The organism is Gordonia sp. NB41Y, from assembly GCF_030718915.1.
Lineage (GTDB): Bacteria > Actinomycetota > Actinomycetes > Mycobacteriales > Mycobacteriaceae > Gordonia > Gordonia desulfuricans.
This window is the reverse complement of the sequence record NZ_CP132196.1, coordinates 2,314,512-2,336,947: the sequence shown is the minus strand read 5'-3', so window position 1 is coordinate 2,336,947 and position 22,436 is coordinate 2,314,512. Positions and strand designations below refer to the sequence as shown.

Below are 22,436 nucleotides of genomic sequence, written 5' to 3'. Positions count from 1 at the left end.
CTCTGGCGTGACGAGGACGGGATGGCGACCGTCGAGGGGGCGTATGCGATCGCGGCGATCGTCGTCGTCCTGATCCTCGCGCTCGGCGGGATCGGGGCGGCCATCACCTCGATCCGGTGCACCGATGCTGCCCGTGAGGTGGCCCGGCTGACCGCCGCCGACGACCCCGATGCCCGTGCCGCCGGACAACGGCTGGTCGGGGCCGACGCACGGATCACCGTGAGCGAGAACGATGAACGGATCGTCGTCGAGGTGACCGATGGCGTGCTGATGCTGCCTGGGCTGACCATGTCGGCCCGGGCGGTGGCGGTCCCCGAACCGGACGGCTCCGATCAGGTGGTGTTCGCGCCGGGAGTGCAGCCGTGAGGTCCGGGCCGACGCGGCTCGCCGACGATGAGGGCGGCTTCGCCACGGCCGCCGCGGCGGGGGTGATCGTCGCGGTGCTCGCGGTGATCCTCCTGGTGATGGTGTTCGGCGCGGCGGCGCTCGCACGTCATCGTGCACAGTCGGCGGCCGATCTCGCCGCGCTCGCCGCCGCAGCCGATCACGTCGCCGCCGGGGCGGACCCGTGTGCGGTGGCGGTGCGTGTGGCGGGCCTGCAGACACCACCGGCGCGGATCGTCGACTGCCGGACGGCCGATGCCGATGTGGTGGTGCGTGCCGAGGTCGCGGTGGACCTGGGGCCGTTCGGTGTGCGGCACGGCGAGGCGGTCGCGCGCGCCGGCCCGGCGTAGATCGTTACCCACTCGAACAAGATGAGTCATTTGTCCAGATGATTCCGATTTTCTGCCAACCCGCGTTGTGACGATCGCAGACTTCGTTCCTGTGACCGTCCTGAGAGGCGTCACAGACGAGCATCCGTACGGGGGGCGGGGCTTGCCTGATCACCGCGAAACAAGGAGCAACCGAAGTGCACGTCGCACGTAATCCGCGCCGCCAGACCGGACTGATGATGGGCCTCGTCGCCGCGGGTGTCACCGCGGCCGTGGCCGCCCCGTTCGCCTCGGGAGCGGCACCTGTCGTGGCCGCCGATGCGGTCACCACCGCAGCCCTCACCACGACTGCCGAACCCTCGCCGATCGTGTACTACCAGCAGGTCATCGCCGAGACGCTGGCGAATCTGCAGGATATCGGCACGACCATCGGCACCCAGGGCGCCACCCCCATCCTGACGGCGATCCTGAACAACCAGGCCGAGCATGCGCAGGCCGTCGGGGCCGCACTGGGCGAGATCGGGCCGAATCTCATCGCCTCGCTGCAGACCGATCTGCCGCGCTACCTCACGGCGGCGCAGACGGAGTTCGAGGCCGGCAACATCGACGCCGCACTGAACCAGCTGTTCGTCGCGGTGCTGGTCCCCGTTCTCAAGGGACTCGACCTGTTCGGCGGCACCCTGACCCCGATCATCGCGGCGCTCTCCGAGCCCTTGGAGAATCTCAATGCCGTGGTCAAGTGGCAGTTGGCGAACTCGATCCTGATCGGTGGGATCGCGCTGATCAGCCCCATCGCCGGCGCCTACGGTGGCCTCGGCGACGGCATTCAGGACATGGTGACCGCGGTCGAGAACGGCGACGCCGTCTCCGTGATGAACGCGCTCCTCAACTTCCCGGGCAAGGTCGTGGGTGGATTCCTCAACGGCGGTTCCGGACCCAACCTCGGTTCGCTCCTGGGTATCGACATCCCGGGCATCGTCATCACCTCGGGTGGTCTGCTCGGCGGTGCCGGTGGCGGGGCGAACGGGACGTCGCTGTTCGGCAGCATCCCGGCGCTGCAGTCGTTGCAGCAGAGTATCGCCGGGATCCTCGACGGCACGTCGTCGCTCAGTCCGCATCCGAACACCGACACCCGATCGATCACGGTGACGCTGGGTGCCACATCGACCGATGCCGCCACCACCGTGTCGACGCCGGCCTCCACGCCGGAGACCGTCGAGGTGAGTGCGCCGGAAGCAGCCACGCCCGAGACCACCACTCCCGAGTCGAGTGCGCCCGAGACGGGTGCTGCGGAGACCCCGGCGCCCGAGACCACCACCCCCGAGACCATCGCACCGGAGGCCACCGCACCGGAGACGACAGGTTCGGACTCGGCTGACTCCGGGGCCCCGGCCGATCCGGGGACGTCGGCCGCAGACTCCGCGTCCGACGACGACGCGGGATCGTCGCCGGGATCCACCGATGGTGGTTCGTCGGGTGACGACGGTTCGTCCGACGGTGGCGCCTCCACCTCGGACTGATCCCACCAACCCCGCCGCAGGGGCCGGTGGAGCCGACTAGTCTTCGGTCCTCCGGCCCCTGCCGGCGGGAGACCCCACGGTGAGAGCCGTGAACACGAGCGGGAGTGACGTGCCGACGATCATCGACGACGATGCGGGCCGTGGCGTGCACCGCGCGGGCCCGGTGGTCGGTCGTCGTCCCGAGTTCGAGCTGGTCGACGGGTTCGTCCGGGCCATCAGGGCCGGCGACGCACCCGTCGTCCGGGTGGTGGGCGATCCACTGATCGGGGTGACGACGCTCGTCGCCGAGTGTGTCGCCCGCGCCCACGGCACCGGGATCACCGTGCTTCGCGCCTCGGGGGTGGAGTCGGAGACCGACATCCCCCTCGCCACCCTCCAAGAACTGCTCCTCCCGGTGATCTCGGATCCGGTGGTGCCCCCGACCCTTCAGATCGCGCTGGGCCTCGCCGACGGACCCCGTCCGACCGAGGACACTGTCATCGCCGACACGCGAGCGCTGCTCGCCGGTCTGGCCGCGACGACGGGGCTGCTCGTCGTCGTCGACGACCACCATCTCGCCGATCCGTTGTCGCGCACCGTCATCGCGGCATGCGCCGATATCCCCGCGACCGGCATCCTGCTCGGCACGCACCACCCCGCCCTCGACTCCCCGGCACCGATCACGACGATCCGGCTCGCCCCGCTCGACGACGAATCGGCCGCCGAGCTGCTGCGGCAGCGCCACCCCGACATCGCCGGCAGCGTCGCCTCCCAGGTGATCGCCTGGGCCGCCGGAAACCCGACGGCGCTCGACGAGATCGCCGCATCCCTCTCGCCGAGGCAACGTGCCGGTGCCCGTGACCTACCGCGCATCCTCCCGATCAGCCGTCGGCTGCGCCGGATCGTCCACACCACCCCGCCGGGGCCGGGCGCTCACGCGCAGGGTGTACCCGGCACCGTCGCCGATCGCGACGTGCTCCTCGTGGAGTTCCTGCGATCACTCGCCTCACCGTCGCATGCCGGCACGGATGCGGCCCGACGGTCCCGGGTCCTCGCCGACTCGCTGACCTGGGCACGATGTACCGGTGACGAGCAGGACACCCTGATCCGGATCGCATCGACCGGCGTACCACCCGAGGCGGCCCACGAACTCGGGGACCATCTCGACGGACTCCGCGCCGATCTCGACGCCGACCCCACCGAACTCATCCTGGGGCTGGCGCTCCTCGCCGAGACCGCGGTCGTGGCCGGACGATTGGACGAGGGGGTCACCCTGCTCCGCGAGGCGGCGACCCACGAACCCACCGCGGCCCGCCGGGCACGGCTCATCGGCCGGGCGGTGGGAATCGCCGCGGTCACCGACGTCGGTTTCGCCGCCGAACTGATGGAACAACTGCGCGTCGACGACCCGTACTTCGGCCGGTCCCTCGTCGCCGCGACCGGCGCCGGCGCGGTCCTGGCGCATGGGCCCCGCGGCGATATCGATGCCGCACATCGCATCCTGCGAACCGCGCTGGACCGCCGGCCGGTCGCCCATCATGCCGGTCCGCAGCAGGCCGGGCCGGTGGTCGTCGACGCCCTGCGCGCCCTGCGCTGGGCAACATGGCTCGGCGGCCGTCCGGAGCAGTGGGAGCACTACCATGCTGCAGTCGAGCGGCTCTCACCCGATTCCCGCCATCCCCTCGACGAGGCGACCGTCGACGGCCGCATCGATCTGTCGCGGATCGACACCCTGATCACCCGCCTCGCCGACCCGTCGACCTCGGCGATCGATGTGGTCCTGATCGGTGAAACCGCCTCGGCTGTCGATCATCTCGCCGAATGTCGCCCCGCGATCGAGGCGACGTCGGAGCTCGCCACCCGGCTCGGCCTGCCCATGATCAAGATGTGGATCGACCTGCAGCTCTCACTGGACGACCTGAACCGTGGCGAGTACGGTGCGGTGATCGCCGCACACGGGGGTGCCCGCCGTGATGCACACGACCCCACGGCCACGCCCAACATGCTGGGATGGGCTGCCGACTATCACCTGGGTATCGCCCATGCGCGGCGGGGCGACGTGGATGTCGCGATCATGATCGCCGAATCGGTTGCCGCCTGGGCGCTTCCGCGCCGAGCCCGCACGGTGGCGGGTTGTGCCGAGCACGTTCTCGCGATCTGTGCGACGGCACGCGACGACCACGAATCCGCGTACACGCACCTCACCGCGATCACCTCGCCCGGAACCTGCCTGGAACCGAGTTGGTGGGCGACCTCCGTCGACTTCGAGATCGTCCTCGCCGCGGTGCGGACCGGGCGTAGGGAGGTCGCAGGAACCCATGTGGAGGCCATGCGGCGCAGCGGATATCCCGAGCGTTCCGCGCTGGCACGGATGCTGTACCTGACCTCGTGCGCCCTCGTGTCGGCCGATGCGGATGCGCATCGACTGTTCGCCGCGGCCCTCGCGGTCCCCGGTACCGAACGCTGGTCGTTCGATCGTGCACGAGTGCAGCTGCTCGCCGGTTCCGCACTGCGACGCCGACATTCGGTCACACGGTCGCGTCCGCTGCTCGCCGACGCGGCCACCGCCCTCACCCGGATCGACGCGGGGCCGTGGGCCGATTGGGCGCGCCGGGAATGGGAGGCCACCGCCTCCACCCGGCGTCGGACTCCGCCGTCGGGCGCCGTCGCCGACGTTCCGGCCGGGGGGCTCACCCCGCGGGAACGCCACATCGCAGAGCTCGCCGCAGAAGGATTGAGCAACAAGGACATCGCCGCTCGGCTGGTGATGTCGCCGCGCACCGTCGGCAACCATCTGCATCACGTCTATGCGAAACTGTCGGTCACCTCGCGGCTGGCACTCCGTGATGCGCTTGCGCAGACATCGGCCCCGGCGTCGAGCGGGGAGTGACCGGACCGTCGGATGGCTTCGGGTGCAAAAGATCTCGGAGTCCTGCCCGGGATCGCACGCCGAGCACCCCGTAGACGTGATGCAGGTGCGTACCCACCGTACTCGGCGACATCATGAGGTGGGTCGCGATCTCACGGTTGGTCCGGCCCGATGCGGCCATCTCGGCGATCCGCTGCTCGATGGCGCTGAGCCGTTCGAATCCGATGATCGACGCCGCACCCGTGTGGACACCCAGGCTGTGCAGTTCGCGGCGAGCCTGCTCGAGCCACGGCGTCGCGCCCAGGAGCTGGAAGGTCATCGCAGCCCGGCGCAGGTGGTCGGTGGCCTGTGCGGCGACGGCGGGATCGGCGTCGCGGCGCAGGACGCGGGCGAAGGCCAGCCGGATCCGCGCGGTCACGAAGGGCCACCGATCGCGGTCGGTCCGGACCAGCGCCCGGGTGAACATCTCGACGTCGGAGGTGGTGATCGCCAGGGCGCCGAGGAAGATCATCGTCGAGCGGGCCCGGCGGTAGTCGGTGTCCGGGTCGACGTCCGGATCGGCGGTGGTCGGCCCGGAGGCGTCGAGCATCCCGGTCAGGCGTCGACGCAGCGCCGCGAGGTGGTCACCGGCGCCGCTGCGCTGGGCGGACTCGGCGAATTCGAGTGCGGTGCGGTCGTCGACGGCGATCAGCTCGCCGTAGCCGGCGTCGTCGGTGAGGCCGCCGAGTAGCCGGTGAGCGCGCCGTGGGCGGTCGGCGGCGAGGGCACTCGCAGCACGGATGTGGACCGATCTGTCCCGGAGACGTTGTGCGCCACGGGGCGTCGACCATTCGCCGAGGAACGCGGCGTGTTCCAATGCGGCGGAATCATCTCCGCGATGGGCCTCGACGATGCCGAGGTTGTGGTGCAGCCATGCCTCGGAGACCGAATGGTGGTCGCGATCTGCCCGCAGGGCCAGTGCGTCGGCGGCGATCGTCGCGGCGTGGTCCCAGTTGCCGTCGTCGATGCCGTCGGCGGTCAGCAGCACTCCCGCATAGATCGCCGATGCCGTCGGATACCGCCGAGTCCACAGTCGTTCCAGGGCATCTCGCCACCAGTAGTGACGCCGGCGGGTGCCGGTGGCAAAGGCGACCCGGATCGTCTGGGCCGGATCGTCGGTGTGGGTGAGCGCCCGCACGACCCGGGAGTCATCCGGTGGCCGGAGCACGGCGGCGCCGGGCGTGGTGGCGGTGGCGGCGATCGTCGCCCACGTCGAGACGCGATCACCCAGTCCGATGACTGTGTTGCCGAACAGATCCCAGATGTCGCGCCGTTCGGCGGCGGAGGCGACCAGATACATCGCCCAGAGCGCTTCGTCGAGGACCCATCGGCCGGCGATGCGGTCCTGGTCGCGCAGTCCGGTCGCCATCGAGTGCGCCAGTGCGCTCAGCCGCGCGCCGCTGCCGAGTCCCAGATGCAGGTGTGCGACCTGGGCTTCCAGCGACGCGGCGGTGGTCCGGTCGGCAGACAGGGCCTGACGCAACAGCAGCGACACCTGGTCGAGGTTGGCGGTCACGTCGGCGGCCACCCCGGCCGCGGCCGCCAGCAGCCGGCCGCGCGTCTCCGGGTCGGTGCTGGACTCCACCGCACCGGCGAGTTCGGTTGCCGCTCGGTCGATGTCGCCCGACCGGAGCTCGGCAAGCGCACGTCGGGTGGCCTCGGTGGGATCGGTCGGCAGTCCTGGGGCCCCGGTCGGGGACGCACCGGCCACGGGATCGGCGGTGGTCGGATACCAACGGCGGGTGACGATCCGGTCGTCGACCACGGCATCGGGGGTCGCGGTGGCGAGGATGGCGATCGGTTGGTCGCGGAGCCGGCGGGCGACACCGGCGAGTACATCGGCGCCGGCCCGGTCGATCAGATCGAGATCGTTGAGCGCGATCACCACCGGGCCCAGCGGCCGCGCCGCCTGCTGTAGTCCCACCAGGCCGCCGATCAGGGCCAGCACATCGGGTTCGTCGGCAGCGACGAGTCGTTGCAGGCGGCTGATCCGGTGCCGGGCAGGGTGGTCCGCGGCGGTGCCGGCGGGCAGCGTGACGTGATGGAGCAGCGATCGGAGCGCACTGAGCGGGTGTATGTGATCGGCGTCGAAGCGATGTCGCAGGACGAGTGCTCCGGACCTGCGCGCCTGCGTGAGGATGGTGTCGACGGTGTGGCGTGACTCCCGCGTCGAGGCGCCGACGATCAGCGTCAGTCCCGGTGGCGGGGTGATGGCTTCATGCGTCGTCGCAGACATCCTCGACTCACTGCTCTGTGGACCGAACCCGCTCAGGCTACTCCCCGGTAATATCGCGGCGGAGCGGAACCGTCCACTTCGTCCGGAATCGGTTCACCGCGGTGGTGCCCGGTTCACCGTTGTGTCGTCCGGTTCACCGCTGTGTCGTCCGGGTGTACGACGAGCCTGTGCACACGCCGATCCCGGTGTCACCATCGGTGGATGGACATCTCCTGTCGTCGGCTTCCGGTCGCGCTCCTCGTCGCCGTGGGACTCGCGGGTGCCGTGGTCGGATGCGGTCCGGACGACACCTCCACGAAGTCCTCGGCTCCGGTTGTCGTGGTCACCGAAACACACACGGAGACAGTCGGTCCGGCAACGACGGCAACGACGGCGACGACGACACCGTCGCCGACGGCCACGCAGGCCGACACCGCCGCCTACGTGGGGGACTGGACCGGTCACACCCGCGGCATGGCGTTGTCGTCGGACGGGACCGGGACGATGTCGGTGTTCAGCGGCGCCGCCGACGGCGAGGACTGGACGCTCACCTGGGGCGCCTCCGGCGGCGGTGTGGACGTGACGCTGGTGAGCCGGACCTCGGTGGTCGGGGACGGTCTCTCCGGCGCGATGAACGCCGGGGCCACCTATCGTGGCACCCTCACCTCGGACAGCGCCGGTGTCACCTACATGACCATGACGGGATTCGGCAACGGCGGCTATCCGGTCACCTGGTGTAACCGGGAACGCTACGGATCTTCGCCGGAATGTGGTGCGTGAGCCGACACTTCCTGCCCGCCCTCGGCGGCGGCCGCCCGATCGTCAGCTCTCGCCGAGTTCCACGACCGACACCTCGGTGCCACCGGTACGAAGGGCCGTGACGACGTCGGCGGGGGCCGTGTCATCGGTGATCAGGCGCTCGAAATCGTCGAGCGGCGCGATCCGGTGCAGGGCGGTGCGCCCGATCTTGCTGCCGTCGGCGAGGATCACTCGTCGCGACGCGGACTCCAGCATCGCCGCCTTGGAGGCGGCGACGTGCTGTTCGGGGTGGTAGACACCGCGCCGGTCGACGCCGGCGAACGAGAAGAACCCGATGTCGGCGCGGATCTGGCGAGCCGCTTCCTGGCAACTGATGCCGTGCGTACTGGCGTGGCGCACGTCGTACTCGCCTCCGAGGACCACCAGTCGCACGTCCTCCCACTCCGCCGCCCGAGAGATCACCGGGACGAAATTGGTGATCAGGGTCAGTGGGCGCACGGCCTCGAGAGGATCGAGCAGATGCAGGTTGGTGGTGGAACTGTCCAATATCACCGACATCCCGGGCTCGATGAGTGCCGCCGCATGGGCTGCGATCGCCGCCTTCTCGGTGAGCGCTGCGCCGAAGCGGTACTCGATGCTGCTCTCGAAGACGCTCGACGGTTGCGCGGTGACGCCGCCGTGGAACTTGCGGACGACACCCTTGCGTGCCAGCGCGTCGAGGTCACGGTGTGCGGTCACCAGGCTCACGTTGAAGCGGTCGGCGAGTTCCTGCGCGGTGGACGTGCTGTGCGTGAGCAGGAAGTCGGCGATGTCGCGCCGCCGCTGGGCGGCTGATTCCCCCCGTCCTGACGTCATGATCGGCTCCCGGGGTCGGGTCGGTTCGGTGTCGTGCAGCACGAGATTAACACCGGCGGATCTCGTCGCCCGAGTACGCGGATCACGTTGCGTGACAGTCGCATCCTGTTTCCCATTCCGATGTCGTCCCGTCATCTCGCGACAGGATACGGAAATTCTGGCTTAACTCTTCCCGAAGTTGTCGTCTGATCGTGAAAATTCATCACTTCATACGACATAGTTGTCGTCGGCGCGCTCGGGGAACCGCCGCGACGAGACCACTGCCTCGTCGTCGGAGGACGGGTGCGAACTCATGACTGTCGCCATTCACATCAGAAGGAGCTGCATAGACCATGCGTGTTGCCAGACGTGTCCGCATGATCGGCGCATTGGGGGCGAGTGTGCTCGCCGCATTGGCGTTCACCGGATGCTCGAGTGCGGTCGGAGGCCAATCCGACGAGGCCGCCTCCGCGACCGTGATCCAGTACAACTGCCCCGATCAGTGGGCGAACTTCCCGGCTGTCCGGGCGGCGTTCGCCGACGAGTCCGGGATCACCGTCCCATCGGACGTCAAGAACAGCGGCCAGTCGCTCAGTGCCCTTGCCGCGCAACGGGATCACCCGCAGGCCGACGTCGCCTACTGGGGTTCGAACTTCGGCATCACCGCCTATGACCAGGGACTGACGACGCCGTACTCGCCGGCCGGTTCGGCCGAGATACCCGCCGATCTGAAGTCGAAGGACGGTTCCTGGACGGCCGTGCACTACGGGGTGGTGGCGATGCTCGTCAACAAGAAGGCCCTCGGCGGGCTGCCGGTGCCGCAGACCTGGGACGACCTGCTCAAGCCCGAGTACAAGGACAAGGTCTTCTACGCCGACCCGGGCAAGGCCGCGATCGGCTACTACACCGCAGCGGCGATCAACCTGGCCAAGGGCGGAACCACCTCCGACTGGCAGCCCGCGATCGACTACTTCGGCAAGCTCAAGGCCAATGGCGCGCAGGCCCCGGTGAACACCACGCCGGCGAAGGCCGCGTCCGGTGAGTACCCGATCCTGATCGACGCCGATTTCAACGGCTACGCCCAGAAGTACGACAACGGAGCCGATCTCGACGTGGTGATCCCGTCCGACGGCACCGTGAAGGTGTCCTATGCGGTCAGTCTGGTCAAGGACGGACCCAACCCGGCCGGGGCGAAGAAGTGGATGGACTTCCTCCTGTCCGACACCGGTCAGCAACTCTTCGCGAAGTTCTACGTCCACCCGGTTCGGGGCACCATGCCCGCCGACATCGCCGCACGCATGGCACCGCAGTCCGACTACGACAAGGCCCGCACGGTCGACATCGGCGCACTGGCCGCCGCGCAGGACGGCTTCGTCACGGCGTACACCGCCGCGATCTCGGGCTGAGTGATGGCGGTCCTTGCTACCGGAACCGCTCCCGGGCTGCGTATTCCGCGCAGCCTGGGAACGGGGCTGATGGTCGTCCCGGCGGTGGCCTTCCTCGTCTTGTTCATGGTGGTGCCGCTGGTGTCGTTCTTGGTCCGCAGCGTGACCGGGGACGACGGCGGATTCACCTGGCAGTACTACGCGGAGATCTTCACAACCGCGAATTATCGTTCGGCCCTGATTAATTCGCTTCTTCTGGCCATCGGCTCGACCCTCATCACGATCGTCATCACGGTGCCCGCGGCGCTGCACCTGGCCAGGATCGACGGGAAGCGGGCGATCGGCTACGACGCCGTACTGACCTTCCCGTTGTCGTTGCCCGGCCTGGTGATCGGCTTCTTCGTCATCATCCTGTTCGGCAGGGCGGGCCTCGCGCAGTCGGCGAGCACCGCACTCACCGGGCATCCGTCGTTCGTCCTGGCGTACTCGATGCCGGGATTGTTGTTGGCCTACCTGTACTTCCAGTTGCCCCGCACTCTCGGAATCCTGCGTGGTGCGGCCGCGGCTCTCGACCCCGATGCCGAATCGGTGGCCCGCACCCTCGGGGCATCGCCGGCGCGGATCACCGCGACGGTGGTGTTGCCCGCGTTGTGGCCGGCGATCCTGTCGGCGGCCGGGATCGCGATCGCCAGCTCACTGGGCGCCTACGGCACCGTCGCCGCACTGTCGGAGGGATTTCGCGTGCTGTCGTTGGAGATCGCCGAACAGGGGACCGTGTTGCAGAACACCGCTCTGGCCGGGGCGATGGCCATCGTCCTCGCCGTGCTCAGTGCGGTGTTCACCGTGATCAACCATCTCGGTGAGCGGATGATCGAACGTTCGGCGGTGCGCGCATGACCGCCGCGCCGGCCGCCGTGTCCACGCGGCCCACGGCCGACCGGTCGCCGGGGAGCTCACCCGCACACAAGGATCCGGCGCGGCGGAAGCCGCAGGGGCGGCGACGATGGGTCACGGCATCGGCGGCCCGGTTCTGCCTGTTCATCTCGGTCCTCCCGATCGTGGTCACCGTGCTGGTGGCGTTCACGGCGAACTGGAACGGCGGTCCGTTGCACGGAGGTGTGACGACCGCCTGGATGAACGACGCGCTGCCCACGTTCCTGCCCGCGCTCTCGATGAGCGCCCAGGTCGCCGCACTCACCCTGCTGATCGGTCTGCCGTTGGGAATCCCGCTGGCGCTGTTGCTGGCCCGCGGCGGCGTGCCGGGCGTCGGGCTCCTGCAGTGGATGGCGAGTCTGCCGTTGGCGGTACCGGGTATCGCCGTGGGACTGGCGTTGGGTGCGATGTACCCGCAGCTGCAGCGGTCGGGGTGGTTGCTGATCCTCGGCCACGTCGTGGTGACCATGCCGTTTCTGGTCGGCACGCTGACCCCGGTGCTGCGGGATCCCGATCTGCGTGAGCTGGAACAGACTGCGGCCACGTTGGGTTCGGGGGCCTTCCGGCGCCTGTGGACGGTGACCCTCCCGCATGTCCGTCCCGCTCTGCTCGCGGCGATCCTGATGGTCCTGGCCATCAGCTTCGGCGAGTTCAATCTGACCTATTTCATCGTCAATCCCGCACAGCAGACGCTGCCGGTGGTGTTGTACAGCGCGTTCGTCTACGGACAGACGTCGGAGGGCGCCGCCCTCGCGTTGTGGTACTGCATCACCGTGATCCCCCTCGCGATCGGGCTGCACCTGTTCGGGACCTTCACCGTGAGGAGGCACAAGTGACATCCAGATCGGGATCGACGCCGATGGCCGTCGAGGCCGTCGGATTGACCCGGCGATACCCGAAGGCCGGGCGTGCCGCGGTCCAGGACGTCGGTTTCACCGTGGCGTCGGGCGAGGTGCTCGCGCTCGTCGGGCCGTCGGGCTGTGGCAAGTCGACGACGCTGAAGATGATCGCCGGACTCGAGCCGCTCGACGGCGGGTCGTTGGCGCTCGACGGTGTCGACGCGACCTCGACCCGTCCGGAGAAGCGCCGTGTCGGCTGGGTGCCGCAGAGCTATGGCCTGTTTCCCCACCTGAGTGTCGCGGCGAATGTCGGCTACGGCCTTGCGGCACGCAGGGTTCCGAAGTCGGAGCGGATCGATGCGGTGCGGGAGGCCCTGCGGCTGGCGCGGGTGTCCGATCTCGCCGATCGATCGCCGCGGCAGCTCTCCGGCGGCCAGCGCCAGCGCGTCGCGCTGGCGCGCGCGTTCGCCACCGATCCGCGGGTGCTGTTGCTCGACGAACCGCTGGCGGCACTGGACCCGCAGTTGCGTGACGAACTGCGCAGTGAACTGGCCACCATCCTGCATGCCTCCGGGCGCGCCACCATCCTGGTCACCCACGACCAGCACGAGGCGTTGTCGTTGGCCGACCACATCGCGGTGCTGCGCGACGGCCGCCTCGAACAGTGCGGTTCCACCGAGGAACTGTGGCACCGGCCGGCCAATCCGTTCGTCGCGGCATTCCTGGGCCGCGCGACGATGATTCGCGGCACGGCCACCCCGACGTCCTCGGTCCGTCTCGCCGGCGACTGGGAGATCCCGCTCGACGTCCTGGACGGCCCTCGGCCCGAACCCGGCCAGGCCTGCGATGTGGTGTTGCGCCCCAAGTCATTCGATCGGGCCGCCACCGGCGGCCTGCCGCTGCGGGTGCTGCGCTCGGAGTACCTCGGCGACACGGTTCGGCTGCATGGCCTGATGGGTCACTCGGACACCGAACTCGTCGTCGAGCTGCCCGCCGGTGCCGGGGTCACCGACTGGGTCGCCCTGATACCCCGCCCCGACTCCATTTCGATCACTCCTGTTGCGCGAGAGAAGGTCTTGGCATGAGCTCGGTTGTCGACGTCGACACTGCCGACGAGATGATGGTCCTGTGGGACCTGGATCAGACATTGCTCGACTCCGGCGGGGTGGACCGTGAGGTGTGGCTCGACGTGTGTGCCGAGCTGACCGGCACGGTTCCCGACCCGCCCGAGGTGATCCCGGGCAGCACGGTGCGCTTGTTGTTCAGTTCGCTGTTGCGGCAGGCCGGTATGGCCGAACCCGCGATCGCCGCCGCATGTTCGCGGGCGATCGAGCGGGAACACGAACTGCTCGGCGAGCGTCGTGACCGGTTGATGCGCCGGGGCCGTGCCCTGCCCGGGGCGCATGCCGCGATCGATCACTTCGCCCGCTCGGGGCACATCACCCAGTCGGTTCTGACCGGTAACCAGGTCGGTACCGCGCGGATCAAACTCGATGCCTACGGTCTGTCGTCCGGGCTCGATCTCGAGCAGGGGGCGTTCGGTACGCACACAGTGCATCGCCGGGATCTGGTGGTCGATGCCCTGGAGCTGGCCCGCGCGCGACGCGGTGCACCACTGCGGCCGGACGATCTCCTGATGATCGGTGACGCCGTCTTCGACGTCGAGGCCGCGCGGAGCAACGGGGCGCGGGTCGTCGCCGTGGCCACAGGTGTCACACCTGCGGACGAATTACGCGCGGCCGGAGCCGATCTGGTGATCGACGACCTTGTCGACCTGATCCCCGCCATGAGTTCTCATCCTGTTCTGAAAGGCTTCCTGTGACCGCCCATACCCGTTGTGAGCTCATCCAGATCTCCGACACCCATCTCGTCGCCGCCGGAACGTTGTTCGAGGGCATCGACAGTCAGGCACATCTCGAGCGCGCATGTGCGGCGGTGCGTGCCGCCGATCGCACCTTCGACGCCATCGTGCTGACCGGTGACCTCGTCGACGGCGGCGGCGAGGAGGCATACCGCCGGCTGTCGGTGATGGTCGACGAATTGTCTTCCGAGGTGGGCGTTCCCGCGATCTACGCGCCGGGCAACCACGACGATCCGGAGCTGTTCGCGCGGTTCCTGGGAGTGCCGATCGGCGCCGGGGGAACCCTCGACCACCAGACGTCGGTGGGTGGCCTGCGTGTGGTGGTGCTCGACAGCAATGTGCGCGGAGCGGGCCACGGTGAGCTGCGTGATCACCAATTCGACTGGCTCACCGAGGTTCTGGGCGAGCCGGCGGAGAACGGGGCGCTGCTGGTCGTGCATCATCCGCCGATCCCGGCGAGCTCGCCCTACCTCGACGACTATGTGCTGGCCCCGGCAGATCGGGACCGCCTGGCAGATGTGGTGCGCGGCACCGATGTCCGGATGATCATCGCCGGTCACTACCACCAGCCGATCGGCGGCGTCCTGGCCGGGATCCCGGTGTGGGCGAGTGGTGCGGTGTCCTACACCGGGAGTGCGTTCGCGCCGGCCGGGTTGCATCAGGGTCTGCGGCTGCCGATGATCTCCAAGGTGCAGCTGTACCCCGATACGGCCATCGGCGTGGCACATCCGTTGCTGGCGGAGCCGCCGGTCTACACGATGGCCACGGAGTAGATCGGTCCGCCGGGTGGGTCGTTCACTGCGTGGTTCGGATCACCGCGTGGTTCGGTTCACTGCGTGGTGCGGTCACACGGTGTCGACGACGATCCGTTTCGGATACACGCGGGTGGAGTGCATCGGGGCGAACCACACCTGCCCGAAGTGCACGTCGGTGTCGCCGCGATAGGCCAGTTCGAGTCCGCCGCCGGTGGCGGTGCGCACGCGGGGACGGACGGCCTGCACGAACGGGGCCCAGTGCACCACCTCGCCCTCGGTGAGGAAGCCGCCGGCCGCGGCCCACACCTCGTCGGTGTCGTGGTCGGCGGTGGCCAGGTACACCTCGCCGAGACCGGGATTGATCCGTGGCCCCACCATCGCACTCTGCAGGTACCACTGCGCGGTGTCGGCGAGGGCGTGACCGCCGTGACGTACGGCGCACCAGGCGTAGTGGATGTCGAGGGCGTCGAGGGCCTGCGCCTCGGAGTCGAAGACGTCCCACTCGCCGATCGTCGACGGCATCCGGTCGACGTCCTGGGTGGGCCGGGCGAGCAGGAAATACACCGGGCGGGCGCGCAGAATCATCGGTGACGGGCCCGCGCCGCCGGAGAACCGGTCATGCATCGGACCAGTATTGCCGAAAGTCATCCCGTTCGCGTAGAGGGTGTCCCGTGGGCGTGCGGGGCGTCGCCGGTGACCGGGTCCGCGATCGGCCCCGGAATCAGGTCCCCGACAGCCACCCCGTGATCGCCGACAGCGTCTGTACGGCCCCGGCCTTGTCGAGCGGGTCGTTGCCGTTGCCGCACTTGGGGGACTGCACACACGACGGGCAGCCGTTGTCGCAGCCGCAGGCCCGGACGGCGTCGCGGGTGGCGGCGATCCAGGTGGCGAACTCGGTGTAGCCGCGTTCGGCGAAGCCCGCCCCGCCGAGGTGGCCGTCGTAGACGAACACCGTGGGCAGGCCGGTGTCGGGGTGGCTGCTGGTCGACAGACCGCCGATGTCCCAGCGGTCGCAGGTGGCGATCAGCGGCAACAGTCCGATCGCGGCGTGTTCGGCGGCGTGCAGCGCACCGGGCAGCCGGGTGGCGTCGATGCCGAGGGCGGCGAGTTCGTCGTCGGGCAGGGTGTAGAGCACCGCGCGGGTGTGCAGGGTGTGGCGCGGCATGTCGAGTGCGACGGCGTCGAGCACCTCCCCCGACAACAATGTGCGCAGGTAGCCGACCACCTGGTGGGTCACGTCCACGTCGGCCAGGGCGACGGTCAGCGGACCGTGGGTGGCCTGGTCGATGATCTCGGTGATCACCACCTCGGTGGTCTCCCGCGCCGACGTCGTCCAGTCGGGTTCCTCGGGGTGCGCCAGGGCCAGGCCGTCGTCGAGGTCGAGCTCGTCGACGACGTAGCTGCGGCCCTGGTGGATGTGGACGGCACCGGGATGCACGCTCGACGGCGCGCGGCCGGAGTCGACGGTGCCGAGCAGTTCGGAGGTGGTCTGGTCGATGATCAGGATCTGCCCACCGATCCCGCCGCGAATGTCGATGTCGCCGTGCGGATCCACTCCGGCCGCGGGATACCAGCCGGCCTTGCGTCTGCGCAGCAGGCCCTGGGCGGTGAGCTCGTCGACGGTGTCCCGGGCACCCCACGCGTCGATCTCGGTGTCCTGCAGCGGGAACTCGGTGGCCGCACACAGCAGGTGCGGGCCGAGGATGTAGGGGTTGCGCGGGTCGAACACCGGTGCCTCGACCGGGGTGTCGAGCAGGGCCGACGGATGATGCACCAGGTAGGTGTCGAGCGGGTCGTCGCGCGCCACCAGCACCACCAGGGCGTCGCCGGAGGTGCGTTGACGTCCGGCGCGCCCCGCCTGCTGCCAGAACGACGCCACCGTTCCGGGGTAACCGGCGATGATCACCGCGTCGAGTCCGCTGATGTCCACGCCGAGTTCGAGGGCGTTGGTGGTGGCCACGCCGACCAGTTCGCCCTCGGAGATCTGCTGCTCGAGTCGCCGGCGATCATCGGCCAGATATCCGGCGCGATAGGCGGCCACCTTGTCGACCAGGTCGGGTGCGCTGTGCGACAAGGCCTCTCGTGCGCCGAGCGCGGTGATCTCCACGCCGCGCCGGCTCCGGCCGAAGCAGAGGGTGCGAGCACCTTCGATCACGAAATCGGCCAGCAGCCGGGCGGATTCGGCACCGGCCGACCGGCGGACCGGGGCGTCGTTCTCGCCGGTCACCCCGGGGACGAAGTCGGGTTCCCACAGGGCGATGGTGCGCTCGCCGCGCGGGGAGCCGTCGTCGGTGACGCCGACCGCCGGTTCGCCGATCAGCCGGGTCAGCGCGGCGGCCGGGTCGGCGACGGTGGCGCTCGCGGCGATTACGGTGGGGTCGGACCCGCACGCGCGTGCCAGACGCAGCAGCCGCCGCAGTACCAGCGCGGTGTGTGCGCCGAACACCCCGCGGTAGTGGTGGCATTCGTCGACGACGATGTATCGGAGGTTGCGCAGGAAGCCACGCCACTGGCCGCGGGTGGGACCGGCCGCGCCGCCGCCGGCGAAGACCCCGGTGAGGATGCCGATGTGCAGCATGTCGGGGTTGGTGAAGATCCACCGGGAGTGCATGCGCGCCCAGTGGCGGATCTCGGGATCGGTGTCGCCGTCGTATGCGCACGGGGCCAGATGGGAGAACGCCGGTCGCCCGGCGATCAGCGATGTCACCGCACGGATCTGATCGGCGCCCAAAGCCTTTGTCGGAGCGAGGTAGAGCGCGGTCGATCGTTGATCACGCACCATCGCATCGAGAATCGGCAACTGGTACGCCAGTGACTTTCCGGATGCGGTGCCGGTGGAGATCGCGACATGACGTCCGGCAGCGGCATGTTGGGCCGCCTGCGCCTGATGGATCCACGGTCGGTCGATACCGGAATCGACGAACGCCTCCCGGACCGCGTCGTCGACCCACTCCGGCCACTCGGCGAAACGTGCTGTGCGGGTGGGGATGACGGACAGATGCGTGATGGGACCGGAGTCCGTTCCGGTTCCGGCGAGAGATCGACGGAGAAGGTCGGTGCCGAAAGTGTGGGGAGTCATCTGATCGAGGGATATCAGGGGCGTCGGAGCCCGGAATTTGCTCGCCGGGCGGGGATTCGAGACCTGATCGGTATGGGCCGTATCTGGCGCGTCATCTTCGAGAATGTTACAGGCAGGGGCATCTGCGGAAGAAATCACAGCCTTTTCGCGCACGGTGGGACTCTTGACTATCGCTGGCGCGCCGAACGTGATTGACTGTCCTCGGCCGCAGCTTCTTCCGGTGCATCGTCACTGCGGTGTGTTGGGGGAATCGGGTTGCAGCCGTGGTACTGCGTTTTACCTCCGCCGGGTCGTCTTCGACCGGGCGGAGCTTCTTCGAGGTATGGCGGTCAGACCGGCCGCGGTGCGGGGTCACCTCGCATCGCGTCAGATGGAATGTATGTAAAGGAATGCAGTAATGGCACAGGGGACTGTGAAGTGGTTCAACGCGGAGAAGGGCTTCGGCTTCATCGCGCCTGACGAGGGGTCCGACGACGTGTTCGTCCACTATTCCGAGATCCAGGGATCCGGTTTCCGCACCCTCGAAGAAAACCAGCGCGTGGAGTTCGAGGTCGGTCAGGGCACCAAGGGCCCGCAGGCGACCGGCGTTCGCGCCGTCTGAGACTCGCCGACGATGTAGCCACCCGGCTACTCGATCGAAAACCGCTCCTGACCTGGGGTTCCAGGCCGGGGGCGGTTTTTTGTGTGGTGGGGCAGTAGGGTCATGGCCGTGGGCCAGTTGGCGTTCTTCTCGGCGGAGACCGATGATCCGGTCATCGACGACCTCGCCGGTCTCCTGGCCGGCACCGGACAGTCGATGCTCTCGAAGTCCGGCACGCGCGTCTCGGTCGTCGTCGACGCCCGGTGGCGGGCCGAGGCGATCGTCGCCGAGATCCGCACGACCGGCCTCGACGCCGACGTCGCGGTGTCGGAGGAGGGCAGTCCGCTCGCCCGCACCACCGTCGACCACCGACTCGACGACCTGCATCGTGCCTGGTCGACCGGGGCGGTGAAGACCATGCCGACCGGCTGGGTGCCCACCCCGCGGGCCCTACGGTTCTGGGCCCTCGCCTCCGGTCGGGGTGATGTCGATCACTATCTGCTGGGCCTCGACCCGCACTGCCCGGATTCCCATGCCCTGCTGTCCACCGCGCTGATGCGCGCCGGGATCGCGCCGACCCTGGTGGGCACCCGTGGCCAGACGCCGGCCCTGCGCGTGGCCGGCCGCCGCCGGCTCGAACGACTCGCCGAGTACGTCGGTGCACCACCGTCGCCGTCGGCCGTCGACCAGTGGCCGCGCGAACAGTGGTGAGCCGCGCCGCGCGCACATCCGGGCATTTCCGAAGAGAGTCCCATCGGTTTTCCGGTCGCGACATGACCCCGTCGAGTGTCCCCTGACCAGGGGATCTTCGGTGGTTTCCGGCGCCGCCATAGGCGATGATCGGCGGGGACCGGGAATTGCGATGTGCAATCGGCACTAATAATGAGGTACAAACCGAACTGACTACACCCGAACCGAGCCCGCGCGGCCCGGTTCAGAAGCGAAGGACCCGCGTTGGCCGAGACCAGCACCACGACCACCTCCAGTGGCAAGGCGATCCGCCGGCTCGTGATCGTCGAGTCGCCCACCAAGGCGCGCAAGATCGCGGGCTACCTCGGGTCGAACTACGTGGTGGAGTCCTCCCGTGGGCACATCCGGGACCTTCCCCGCGGTGCGGCCGACGTCCCGGTCAAGTACAAGGGCCAGCCCTGGGCGCGCCTGGGTGTCAACGTCGACGACAACTTCGAACCGCTCTACGTGGTGTCGCCGGACAAGAAGAGCACCGTCACCGAACTCAAGTCGCTGATGCGCGACGTCGACGAGCTCTACCTCGCCACCGACGGTGACCGCGAGGGGGAGGCCATCGCCTGGCACCTCCTCGAGACGCTCAAGCCCAAGATCCCGGTCAAGCGGATGGTCTTCCACGAGATCACCGAACCGGCCATCCGTGCCGCCGCGGAGAATCCCCGCGACCTCGACATCGACCTCGTCGACGCCCAGGAGACCCGCCGCATCCTCGACCGCCTCTACGGCTACGAGGTGTCGCCGGTGCTGTGGAAGAAGGTCATGCCGAAGCTGTCGGCGGGCCGTGTGCAGTCGGTGGCCACCCGCATCATCGTCCAGCGCGAACGTGAGCGGATGGCGTTCGTCTCCGCCGACTACTGGGACATCGACGCGGTGATGGACGTCGGTGCCGACGCCTCCACCACCCCCCGCACGTTCACCTCACGGCTGCTGTCGGTCGACGACGCCCGCGTGGCGACCGGCCGCGACTTCACCCCGCAGGGTGCGCTGAAGAAGACCGACGGTGTGATCGTGCTCGACCGGGCCCGCGCCACCGCCCTGGCCTCGGCCCTCGACGGTGCGGCGATGACCGTCACCTCGGTGGAGGAGAAGCCCTACACCCGACGCCCCTATGCGCCGTTCATGACCTCGACCCTGCAGCAGGAGGCCGGCCGCAAGCTGCGCTTCTCGTCGGACCGCACCATGCGGATCGCGCAGCGGCTGTACGAGAACGGCTTCATCACCTACATGCGTACCGACTCCACCACGCTGAGCGAGTCGGCGATCAACGCCGCGCGGGCGCAGGCGCGAGAACTGTACGGCGACAGCTTCGTTCACCCCACCCCGCGGCAGTACACGCGAAAGGTCAAGAACGCCCAGGAAGCCCACGAGGCGATCCGGCCGGCGGGCGAGACCTTCCGTACCCCCGGTCAGGTGGCCGGGCAGCTCGAGACCGACGAGTTCCGGCTGTACGAGCTGATCTGGCAGCGCACGGTGGCCAGCCAGATGGCCGACGCCAAGGGCACCACGCTCAGCCTGCGGATCGGCGGCACCGCCACCTCCGGCGAGACCTGTACCTTCGCCGCGTCGGGCCGGACCATCACCTTCCCGGGCTTCCTGTCGGCCTACGTCGAGACCGTCGACGACCAGGCCGGTGGCCAGGCCGACGACGCCGAGAACCGGCTGCCGGTGCTCACCCAGGGGCAGGCGCTGACCGCCACCGAGCTCGCCGCCGACGGTCACACCACCAACCCGCCCGCCCGCTACACCGAGGCCTCGCTGGTCAAGGTGCTCGAGGAACTCGGCATCGGCCGTCCCTCGACCTACGCCTCGATCATCGGCACCATCCAGGACCGCGGCTACGTCATCAAGAAGGGCAACGCGCTGGTCCCGTCGTGGATCGCGTTCGCGGTGGTCGGCCTGCTCGAGGCCTACTTCCAGAGCCTGGTGGACTACGACTTCACCGCCTCCCTCGAGGACGATCTGGACCAGATCGCCAACGGCGAGGAGAACCGCACCCGCTGGCTCACCGAGTTCTATTTCGGCGATGCCGCCCCCGACGCCCAGCACGACGCGGAGATCGCCGGCTCCGAGATCGCCAAGCACGGCGGCCTCAAGAAGCTCGTCGGGGTGAACCTCGAGGAGATCGACGCCCGCGAGGTCAACTCGATCCGCCTGTTCGACGACGAGCAGGGCCGTCCGGTGTACGTCCGCGTCGGCCGGTTCGGACCGTACCTGGAGCGCAACGTCGCCGAGGGACCCGACGCCGAGCCCGACCTGCAGCGTGCCAACCTGCCCGCCGACATGACCCCCGACGAGCTGACCCTCGCCGTGGCCGAGAAGCTGTTCGCCACCCCGCAGGAGGGGCGCTCGCTGGGTGTCGACCCGGTCAGCGGCAACGAGATCGTCGCCAAGGAGGGTCGCTTCGGGCCGTACGTCACCGAGGTGCTGCCGTCGGAGGACGACGACACCGACGACGGTGGTGCCGCCCCGGCACCGGCGACCATCCCGGCCGGTCCCACCCCGCGCGACGGCGGTGCCGACGCCGACATCGTCCCGCTCGACGACACCCCGGCCGGCACCGGTGCCACGACGACGGCCACCAAGACCGCGACCAAGACCGCCGCCAAGAAGACGGCGGCAAAGAAGACCGCGAAGAAGGCCGCCGGTCCCAAGCCGCGCACCGGATCGCTGTTCAAGTCGATGGACATCTCCACGGTCACCCTCGACGAGGCACTCAAGCTGCTGTCGCTGCCGCGTATCGTCGGCGTCGACCCGGCGTCGAACGAGGAGATCACCGCCCAGAACGGCCGTTACGGTCCGTACTTGAAGAAGGGCACCGACTCCCGTTCGCTGGCCACCGAGAACCAGATCTTCGAGATCACCCTCGACGAGGCGCTCAAGATCTACTCCGAGCCCAAGCGTCGTGGCCGGCAGGCCGCCGCGCCGCCGCTGCGTGAACTCGGCAACGACGAGGTCAGCGGCAAGCCGATGGTGATCAAGGACGGCCGGTTCGGGCCGTATGTCACCGACGGCGAGACCAACGCGTCGCTGCGCAAGGGCGACGAGGTCGGCACCATCACCGTCGAGCGGGCGATGGAATTGCTGGCCGACCGCCGTTCGCGCGGTCCGGCCACCAAGAAGGCGACCAAGAAGGCCGCCAAGAAGACCCCGGCGAAGAAGACGGCCACCAAGACCGCGGCGAAGAAGACCGCCGCCAAGAAGACGACCGCCAAGAAGACGACTGCCAAGAAGACCGCCGCGACCAAGACGACTGCGGCCAAGAAGACCGCCGCGGCCAAGAAGGCGCCGGCGAAGAAGACGACGGACTGAGCAGACGCCGGACCGAGCAG

18 protein-coding genes are annotated in these 22,436 nt (G+C 69.0%); 14 read left to right on the top strand and 4 right to left on the bottom strand.

Annotated features, from left to right (window positions below; genetic code table 11):
- Positions 1-21 precede the first annotated feature (21 nt).
- From Q9K23_RS10065 to Q9K23_RS10050, 4 genes are all read left to right on the top strand, one after another.
- The gene (locus Q9K23_RS10065) at positions 22-366 is read left to right on the top strand and encodes a TadE family type IV pilus minor pilin (protein WP_053777499.1); all 345 of its coding nucleotides are present in this window, start codon (positions 22-24) and stop codon (positions 364-366) included.
- Positions 363-734: an Rv3654c family TadE-like protein gene (locus tag Q9K23_RS10060; RefSeq protein WP_053777455.1), complete on the top strand. Its 372-nt coding sequence runs from the start codon at positions 363-365 to the stop codon at positions 732-734. Before Q9K23_RS10065 ends, Q9K23_RS10060 begins: the two co-directional genes overlap by 4 nt.
- 176 nt (positions 735-910) lie before the next feature.
- A complete protein-coding gene (locus Q9K23_RS10055) occupies positions 911-2,233 on the top strand; it encodes a hypothetical protein (RefSeq protein ID WP_020791823.1) in 1,323 nt (440 codons plus the stop codon).
- Between the two features lie 88 nt (positions 2,234-2,321).
- Entirely contained in the window at positions 2,322-5,102 is a 2,781-nt protein-coding gene (locus Q9K23_RS10050) for a LuxR family transcriptional regulator (protein ID WP_053777454.1), read from the top strand.
- Here Q9K23_RS10050 and Q9K23_RS10045 read toward each other — a convergent pair.
- On the bottom strand, positions 5,035-7,356 hold the full coding sequence (locus Q9K23_RS10045) for a LuxR C-terminal-related transcriptional regulator (protein WP_053777453.1): 2,322 nt from the start codon (positions 7,354-7,356) through the stop codon (positions 5,035-5,037). The two genes, Q9K23_RS10050 and Q9K23_RS10045, sit on opposite strands and share 68 nt — an antisense overlap.
- A 201-nt stretch (positions 7,357-7,557) precedes the next feature.
- Here Q9K23_RS10045 and Q9K23_RS10040 point away from each other — a divergent pair, with 201 nt between their 5' ends.
- The gene (locus tag Q9K23_RS10040) at positions 7,558-8,115 is read left to right on the top strand and encodes a hypothetical protein (protein ID WP_053777452.1); all 558 of its coding nucleotides are present in this window, start codon (positions 7,558-7,560) and stop codon (positions 8,113-8,115) included.
- A gap of 42 nt (positions 8,116-8,157) precedes the next feature.
- Here Q9K23_RS10040 and Q9K23_RS10035 read toward each other — a convergent pair whose 3' ends face one another.
- Positions 8,158-8,949 carry a DeoR/GlpR family DNA-binding transcription regulator gene (locus tag Q9K23_RS10035; RefSeq protein ID WP_152972758.1) on the bottom strand — a complete coding sequence of 264 codons (792 nt, stop codon included), beginning with the start codon at positions 8,947-8,949 and terminating at the stop codon, positions 8,158-8,160.
- Positions 8,950-9,281: 332 nt separating this feature from the next.
- On the opposite strand from Q9K23_RS10035, the gene Q9K23_RS10030 reads away from it, so the two are divergent.
- From Q9K23_RS10030 to Q9K23_RS10005, 6 genes are read left to right on the top strand one after another with little or no spacing between them, the layout of a single operon-like run.
- Positions 9,282-10,334 carry an extracellular solute-binding protein gene (locus tag Q9K23_RS10030; protein ID WP_152972757.1) on the top strand — a complete coding sequence of 351 codons (1,053 nt, stop codon included), beginning with the start codon at positions 9,282-9,284 and terminating at the stop codon, positions 10,332-10,334.
- A 3-nt stretch (positions 10,335-10,337) separates the two neighbouring features.
- On the top strand, positions 10,338-11,210 hold the full coding sequence (locus Q9K23_RS10025) for an ABC transporter permease subunit (RefSeq protein WP_152972756.1): 873 nt from the start codon (positions 10,338-10,340) through the stop codon (positions 11,208-11,210).
- The gene (locus Q9K23_RS10020) at positions 11,207-12,082 is read left to right on the top strand and encodes an ABC transporter permease subunit (protein ID WP_053777448.1); all 876 of its coding nucleotides are present in this window, start codon (positions 11,207-11,209) and stop codon (positions 12,080-12,082) included. The genes Q9K23_RS10025 and Q9K23_RS10020 overlap by 4 nt, the downstream gene beginning before the upstream one ends.
- Positions 12,079-13,170 carry an ABC transporter ATP-binding protein gene (locus tag Q9K23_RS10015; protein WP_305950492.1) on the top strand — a complete coding sequence of 364 codons (1,092 nt, stop codon included), beginning with the start codon at positions 12,079-12,081 and terminating at the stop codon, positions 13,168-13,170. Before Q9K23_RS10020 ends, Q9K23_RS10015 begins: the two co-directional genes overlap by 4 nt.
- A complete protein-coding gene (locus Q9K23_RS10010; protein ID WP_020791749.1) occupies positions 13,167-13,907 on the top strand; it encodes an HAD hydrolase-like protein in 741 nt (246 codons plus the stop codon). Before Q9K23_RS10015 ends, Q9K23_RS10010 begins: the two co-directional genes overlap by 4 nt.
- Entirely contained in the window at positions 13,904-14,719 is an 816-nt protein-coding gene (locus Q9K23_RS10005; RefSeq protein WP_020791748.1) for a metallophosphoesterase, read from the top strand. Before Q9K23_RS10010 ends, Q9K23_RS10005 begins: the two co-directional genes overlap by 4 nt.
- A gap of 72 nt (positions 14,720-14,791) precedes the next feature.
- On the opposite strand, the gene Q9K23_RS10000 is transcribed toward Q9K23_RS10005, so the two are convergent.
- Both Q9K23_RS10000 and Q9K23_RS09995 read right to left on the bottom strand, forming a co-directional pair.
- Positions 14,792-15,286, bottom strand: a complete 495-nt coding sequence (locus Q9K23_RS10000) for a hypothetical protein (RefSeq protein ID WP_238403547.1) — start codon at positions 15,284-15,286, stop codon at positions 14,792-14,794.
- A gap of 136 nt (positions 15,287-15,422) precedes the next feature.
- Positions 15,423-17,780, bottom strand: a complete 2,358-nt coding sequence (locus Q9K23_RS09995) for a DEAD/DEAH box helicase (protein ID WP_053777446.1) — start codon at positions 17,778-17,780, stop codon at positions 15,423-15,425.
- Positions 17,781-18,177: 397 nt separating this feature from the next.
- Here Q9K23_RS09995 and Q9K23_RS09990 point away from each other — a divergent pair, with 397 nt between their 5' ends.
- From Q9K23_RS09990 to topA, 3 genes are all read left to right on the top strand, one after another.
- On the top strand, positions 18,178-18,381 hold the full coding sequence (locus Q9K23_RS09990) for a cold-shock protein (protein ID WP_004022110.1): 204 nt from the start codon (positions 18,178-18,180) through the stop codon (positions 18,379-18,381).
- Positions 18,382-18,489: 108 nt separating this feature from the next.
- Positions 18,490-19,071 (top strand): hypothetical protein, encoded by a 582-nt coding sequence (locus Q9K23_RS09985; protein WP_053777498.1) that lies wholly within the window; start codon positions 18,490-18,492, stop codon positions 19,069-19,071.
- Between the two features lie 243 nt (positions 19,072-19,314).
- Positions 19,315-22,416: a type I DNA topoisomerase gene (gene topA, locus Q9K23_RS09980; protein WP_053777445.1), complete on the top strand. Its 3,102-nt coding sequence runs from the start codon at positions 19,315-19,317 to the stop codon at positions 22,414-22,416.
- The last annotated feature ends 20 nt before the right edge of the window (positions 22,417-22,436 follow it).